Raw genomic sequence first — 3,778 nt, 5'->3', positions numbered from 1 at the left:
ATCTCGCCGCGCTCGGCGCCAAAAGCGTGCTCGTCGTCGATCAGGGCACGATCGGCGCCGGCACCACCTCGCAGTCCTCCGGGTTGCTGCGCACACACTATTCCGTGCGCCAGAACGTCGAACTCGCCCGCGCGTCGTGGTGGGCGTTCAACAATTTCGCCGATTATCTCGGCGACGAAGAGGCTTCGTGCGGCCTCGTCAAATGCGGCTACATGATCGCCGCGCCCGAAGGCGACAAGCTCGATCCGCTCGCCGCTTCGTTGCGCGCCCAGCAGGACATGGGTATCGAGGTGCAACTGCTTGATCGCGCTCAGGCCCAGGCGCGTCTGCCGATCGCGACGTTCGACGACGCCGCCTTGATCGGCTTCGAACCCGAGGCCGGTTTCGCCGATGCCTATCTGGTAGCGACGAGCTTCGCGCGTTCCGCGCGCCGCCGTGGCGTGAAGATCATGGAAGGCACGCGCGTGACCGGTCTGATCCGCGAAGGCCGCCGCGTGGTAGGGGTGGAGACGACCGCTGGCACTTTCGGCTGCGGCACGCTCATCAGCACGCAAAACATCTGGACCCCGGAACTCGCCGAATGGATCGGCGTGCCGCTGCCCGTCAAGCCCGAACGCCATACCGTGCTCGCGCTCGAATGCGAGCAGGCGCCCTACACCTTCGCGATGCCCGCCTTCAAGGATCTGGGCTCTGCGGGCATGCTGTATTTCCGCAGTTACGGCGGCAGCCAGATGCTGGTGTCCGAAGGCGTGGTGGGCGATACGCTCAACGCGCCCGAAACCGAACAAGGCGAGATCTCGCTCGACTATGTGGCCGAAGTGGGCGCACAAGTGGCCGAACACTTCCCTGCCTATGAGACGGCGGGCCTCGCTTCGTCGTGGACCGGCGTGTACGACGTCACGCCCGACTGGAACCCGGTGCTCGGCAGCGTCGCCGATGTGGAAGGGCTGACGGTGGGCTTCGGCTTCTCGGGCCACGGCTTCAAGCTTTCGCCGGGCATCGGCAAGCTGCTCGCACAACACGCACTGGGCCTGCCCACCGACGTTTCGCTCGACCCGTATGCGCTGGCGCGCTTCGCCAGCGGCGCGCTCCTGACCGGCAAGTACGGTCTGGGCGCGGTGTCCTGAACGACCAGCACAAAGGAAACAACCATGACTCTCCGCATTCTCGTGCCCGTCAAGCGCGTGGTCGATCCGAACGTGCGCGTGCGTGTGAGCGCCGCCGGCGCGATCGACACGGCCGGGCTGAAGATGTCGCTCAACCCCTTCGACGAATGCGCGCTCGAAAAAGCGCTGCAACTCAAGGAGGCGGGCGTGGCCGCGCATGTCACCGTGCTCACCTGCGGGCTGCCCACGCACCAGGACGTGCTGCGTACCGCGCTCGCGATGGGCGCCGACGACGCCGTGCTGATCGACACTGGCGCGGCCACCGCCACGCTCGATTCGCTGGCCGTGGCGCGTCTGATCGCCGCGCATATGAGCGAAGTCGAATATGGCCTCGTGCTGTGCGGCAAGCAGGCCATCGACGGCGATATCGGCGGCGTGGCCGCCATGCTTGCCGCGCTGTTGGGTTGGCCGCAGGCGCTCAACGCCAGCGCGCTCGATGCCGCCGACGGCGGCTGGCGAGTGACTTGCGGCGACGATGCGGGCACGTCCACCTGGCAGCTCGACGGTCACGCCGTGGTGAGCGCCGATCTGCGTCTGGCCGAGCCGCGCCGCGTGACACTGCCGAGCATCGTCAAGGCAAAGCAGAAGCCGCTCGTCACCCGCGAGGCCGCAGCCCCGCTCGACGCGCAGTGCCGCGTGCTCACGCTCAACGACCCGCCTGTGCGCGAGCCGGGCGTGAAAGTCGAGGGTATCGCAGCGCTGCTGGACGCGCTCGCCGGTCAACGTGTGTTTGAAACCGCAGGAGCTTGACGATGAGAACGCTGGTTCTGGCCGATAGCGAAGTCGGCACAAATAATTCGGTATCCGACACAACCTTGCGCGTGATTGGGGCGGCAAGCGCGCTGGGGCATCCCGTCGATCTGCTCGTATTCGATACCGCGAGTGCCGCTGCAGCCACGCAGATAGGCGGTGTGGCGCGCGTGCTGTGCGCGTCGGCGGGCGACGCCGACACGCTCGCGCCCGAAACCGTCGCCGCGCAATTACAGGCGCTCGCGCCGCAATATTCGACCCTCCTCGCGGCGCACCGCGCGCTTGGGCGATCCGCGTTGCCACGCGCGGCCGCGCTGAGCGCAGGGGCATTTCTCGCCGATGTGATCGCACTGCGTGAAGGCGCGCAATTCGTGCGCGGCCTCTATGCGGGCAGCGTGGTCGCGACCGTTGCGAGCGCAACAAGCTGCACGTTCGCCACGGTACGTTCAACCTCGTTCGCGCCGGTCCCAGCCGTGGGCGGCGCGGCGGAAATCGTCGAACTCGCGCCGCTCGCGCCGTTCGCCCGCACGCGCCTGATCGAGCGACGCGCCGCCGAACAGAGCGGCCAGGATCTCGGCAGCGCGCGCGTGGTGATCGCGGGCGGACGCGGCCTCGCCTCGCCCGACAACATGACGCGGCTGGGCAAGCTGGCCGACACGTTGGGGGCGGCGCTCGGCGCGTCGCGCGCCGCCGTCGACGCCGGTTACGCGCCCAACGCCGCCCAGGTCGGGCAAACCGGCCGCAGCGTCGCGCCCGATGTGTACGTTGCGTTCGGCATCTCGGGGGCGATCCAGCACCTGGCCGGCATGAAGGACTCAAAGTTCATCGTCGCCGTGAACAAGGACCCGGATGCGCCGATCTTTTCCGTCGCCGATGTGGGCCTCGTAGGCGATCTGTTCGATGTGGTAGGCGCGCTGGAAACCCGTGTTGCGGAGCCGCGCGCATGAACGCCCGACAGCCTGCATTGACGCCCGACGCCGCGCGCTCCACAGATGCGGTCGCGGCAGTGCGTTTCATCGACTGCACGCGTCTTGCGCCCGAGCCGTGGGCAAACGGCGGCGGCGTGACGCGCACGCTCGCGCGCGGGCCGGAACAGGGCGGCGCGGCAGCGTGGCGCGTGAGCATCGCCACACTCGACGGCGCCGCGAAGTTTTCGCAGTTCCCGGGTTACGACCGCACGCTGCTGCCCATCGACGACGGCATGATCGATTTGCGCACGCAGGACGGCCAGTTGCTCGCGCGCGCAGGCCAGCCGGTGCATTTTTCCGGCGACCTGCATGTGTGGGTGAATCTGCCTGCGCGCCCCGTGAACGTGCTCAACGTGATGTGTAAGCGTGGCGCGGCGCGCGCGCGCGTGAGCGTGGCCGCGCATTCGCTGCACGTGACGCCCGCTGCAACGCATCTCCTGGTGAGCCTGGCCGGGCAATGGAGCGTCGAAAGTACGCTGCTGCGCGGCGTGACGCTGCCGCCGTTGCACGCCTTGTGGGTCAGCGGGCGCCCTGAGGAACTGGCGTTGCGGCCATCGGGACCTGGCGCGCAACTGGCGTCGATTGCCATCGATGCGGTGACGGAGGATTGATGCCGATGACTACGCAGGCGCTGCTCGCGCAATACGGCCCACGCGAGTCGATGGAATACGACGTCGTGATCGTCGGCGGCGGGCCGGCTGGTCTATCGGCGGCAATCCGTCTCAAACAGCTCGCCGCCGAAAAAGGCGCCGGGATTGGCGTGTGCGTGCTGGAAAAAGGCTCTGAAATCGGGGCGCATATCCTCTCGGGCGCGGTCATGGATCCGCGCGCAATCACCGAACTCTTTCCCGACTGGAAGGAGCAAGGCGCACCGCTGAACGTACCGGTCACGGA

General features: G+C 67.8%; 5 protein-coding genes. All 5 read left to right on the top strand.

The features are described from left to right. On the top strand, positions 1-1,127 hold a 1,127-nt coding region (locus VG320_RS29175), incomplete at its 5' end, for an FAD-dependent oxidoreductase (RefSeq protein ID WP_327203554.1). Between the two features lie 24 nt (positions 1,128-1,151). Continuing rightward, a complete protein-coding gene (locus VG320_RS29170) occupies positions 1,152-1,916 on the top strand; it encodes an electron transfer flavoprotein subunit beta/FixA family protein (protein WP_327203553.1) in 765 nt (254 codons plus the stop codon). 2 nt (positions 1,917-1,918) lie between these two features. Continuing rightward, positions 1,919-2,863, top strand: coding sequence for an electron transfer flavoprotein subunit alpha/FixB family protein (locus VG320_RS29165; protein ID WP_327203552.1), 945 nt, complete (start codon positions 1,919-1,921; stop codon positions 2,861-2,863). Next, positions 2,860-3,495: a HutD family protein gene (locus VG320_RS29160; RefSeq protein ID WP_327203551.1), complete on the top strand. Its 636-nt coding sequence runs from the start codon at positions 2,860-2,862 to the stop codon at positions 3,493-3,495. The genes VG320_RS29165 and VG320_RS29160 overlap by 4 nt, the downstream gene beginning before the upstream one ends. A gap of 5 nt (positions 3,496-3,500) precedes the next feature. Continuing rightward, the coding region (locus VG320_RS29155; protein WP_327203555.1) for an NAD(P)/FAD-dependent oxidoreductase at positions 3,501-3,778 on the top strand (278 nt) is incomplete at its 3' end.

This window comes from Paraburkholderia sp. (assembly GCF_035948235.1).
GTDB lineage: Bacteria > Pseudomonadota > Gammaproteobacteria > Burkholderiales > Burkholderiaceae > Paraburkholderia.
This window is presented reverse-complemented; position numbering and strand designations above follow the sequence as displayed.

Coding starts and splice junctions, on each gene's coding strand:
- VG320_RS29170 (WP_327203553.1), top strand. CDS start 1,152: ATGACTCTCCGCATTCTCGTGCCCGTCAAGCGCGTGGTCGATCCGAAC.
- VG320_RS29165 (WP_327203552.1), top strand. CDS start 1,919: ATGAGAACGCTGGTTCTGGCCGATAGCGAAGTCGGCACAAATAATTCG.
- VG320_RS29160 (WP_327203551.1), top strand. CDS start 2,860: ATGAACGCCCGACAGCCTGCATTGACGCCCGACGCCGCGCGCTCCACA.